At 43.6% G+C, this 1,943-nt stretch carries 2 protein-coding genes; both read left to right on the top strand.

Going from position 1 to position 1,943, the window contains the following annotated elements; genetic code table 11:
• Window positions 1-313 precede the first annotated feature (313 nt).
• Complete coding sequence (locus tag BG32_RS04665) at window positions 314-1,066, top strand: IclR family transcriptional regulator (protein WP_183084285.1); 753 nt, start codon at window positions 314-316, stop codon at window positions 1,064-1,066.
• 275 nt (window positions 1,067-1,341) lie between these two features.
• The coding region (locus BG32_RS04660) for an ABC transporter substrate-binding protein (RefSeq protein ID WP_147434827.1) at window positions 1,342-1,943 on the top strand (602 nt) is incomplete at its 3' end.

The raw sequence follows: 1,943 nt of genomic DNA, 5'->3' as shown, positions 1-1,943 counted from the left end.
GTTTCCTTCTTCGCCTTCTTGGCACACTGCGACCATCAACTTCAGTATAGGCTTCCAGCTGAAGTGAGTTATTGACTTTAAGAAGGCCGGCCTAAAGGGCCGGTCTTTTTTTTGTGGGATACTCAATTTTAGGTTGAATTGCGGCTTCAGAAAAGACTCAATCTCGATCTGGATCCGTTCAGTAGTCAAGTCTTAATTGATGGTTGCCTCACACTAGCTCACCCGTATTCGAAATGTAAATTCAAGAAGAGATTTGCTATCGAAAGCATTTTTTGATATTCTATTATCAATGTCATTGAGTGAGGTCAATATTATGGAACATTTCAAAGCTTTCAAGAAAGTGGACGAGATTTTCGAGCTGTTCTTTGAGCAAAGCAAATGGAGACTAAGCGACATAGTGGACAGGTTAGGTTATCCCAAAGCCACCGTTCATCATATTCTTGCAGCAATGACAGAACTGGATTACCTCACGAAGGACAGGAACTTTTATATGCTCGGAAACAGGATTCTCCAGTTGAGCGGACTCATGAGAAGGAACCTCGAATTCCGAGAGGTGGCCCTTCCCTACCTCGAGGAACTCAGAAATGAAATTAACGAGACTATTCATCTTACATCGCTATTCAGAGACCAAGTGATCTACATCGAATGCCTTCATCCAACTCACGCGCTTCGCCCGCACTCAACGGTCGGTGTCACAGCTTCAATGTACTGCACAGGCGTCGGAAAGGCATTGCTTGCCTTTCAACCGAACTCTTATGTTGACGGTTATCTTGAAAGAGTGACCCTCGCAAGAAGAACCGAAAATACTATCACCGACAAGGATCAGCTCAGAAAAGAGCTAGAGTGGATAAGAGAACACGGCTATGCGTATGACAGGATCGAACAGGAAGAAAGCATAAAGTGCATTGCCGCACCCATACTGGACAATCACGGAGTTGCGAAGTATGCAGTCAGTATTGCCGGACCTTCTAATAGAATGACCGACGAAGCGATTGAAAGATATAAGGAACCGTTTTTGAAGACAATAGAGAAGCTGACAAAGCTGTTTATCGATTTCGAAACGTGAAAGCTCAAAGAAGACTGATTTCGCCTTTGCTTCTAGGAACAACGACCTTCTTTCAAGATAGCCCCGCAGGAAAGAGATTACCTCTGTTTAACAGTCATAATTAGCCCAGATACTTTCCAAACGTCCCTAAATGGTCTTGGAAATTACCAAAAGATTTGGTAAATTTAAATGTAGTTACCACATTGTTGAATAGTGTTCCATATTATTGAACTATTTAAACCATTTCCAATGCGTACTTTTTTAGGACGCAATCCATACGTGAAAGGGGAATTGAGATGAAAAAACTGTTTGTTTTGATCGTTGTAGCCTGTATGTTTGTTTCATTTGGTCTTGCAGCTACAACACTGGAAAACGTAGTTAAGAGCGGAAAGTTAACCGTTGCAACTGATATGACTGCTGTACCGATGCAGTACAGGGACGCTTCGGGAAATCCAACGGGATTCACAGTGGAGCTTATGGAACTTGCAGCCAAGGAGATGGGTGTCGAACTGGTTTGGCAGGACATGGCATGGGAAAGCCTTATTCCTTCATTGCTCTCGGGAAAAGTCGACATGATAGCTGCAAATATGTCGATGACTCTAACGAGAATGAAGTCTATAAGATTCTCCGACCCGTTCTTCCTTACGGGAATTGTTGCTATTGCCAGAAAGGATTCTCCTCTTCAGAGCTGGAAAGAACTAGCCGATCCTTCAGTCAAGATGGGCGCGACAATGGGTTCTGTTCACGCAGATTTCATTGAACAGGAATGGGGCAAAGATGCTTCTCTGTACGACAATCTCGCAGAATGGATGACGGACATCAAGTTGGGTAGAATCGACTCGGTCATGGACGATGAGATGATCTGTATCGAGCTAGTAAACAAGAACCCGGATCTGAA

The sequence above is a fragment of the Mesotoga sp. HF07.pep.5.2.highcov genome, assembly GCF_003666285.1.
Taxonomy (GTDB): Bacteria; Thermotogota; Thermotogae; order Petrotogales; family Kosmotogaceae; genus Mesotoga; species Mesotoga prima.
This window is presented reverse-complemented; position numbering and strand designations above follow the sequence as displayed.

Excerpts from the sequence above, each read along its gene's own strand:
- BG32_RS04665 (WP_183084285.1), top strand. The coding sequence starts at position 314 with ATGGAACATTTCAAAGCTTTCAAGAAAGTGGACGAGATTTTCGAGCTG.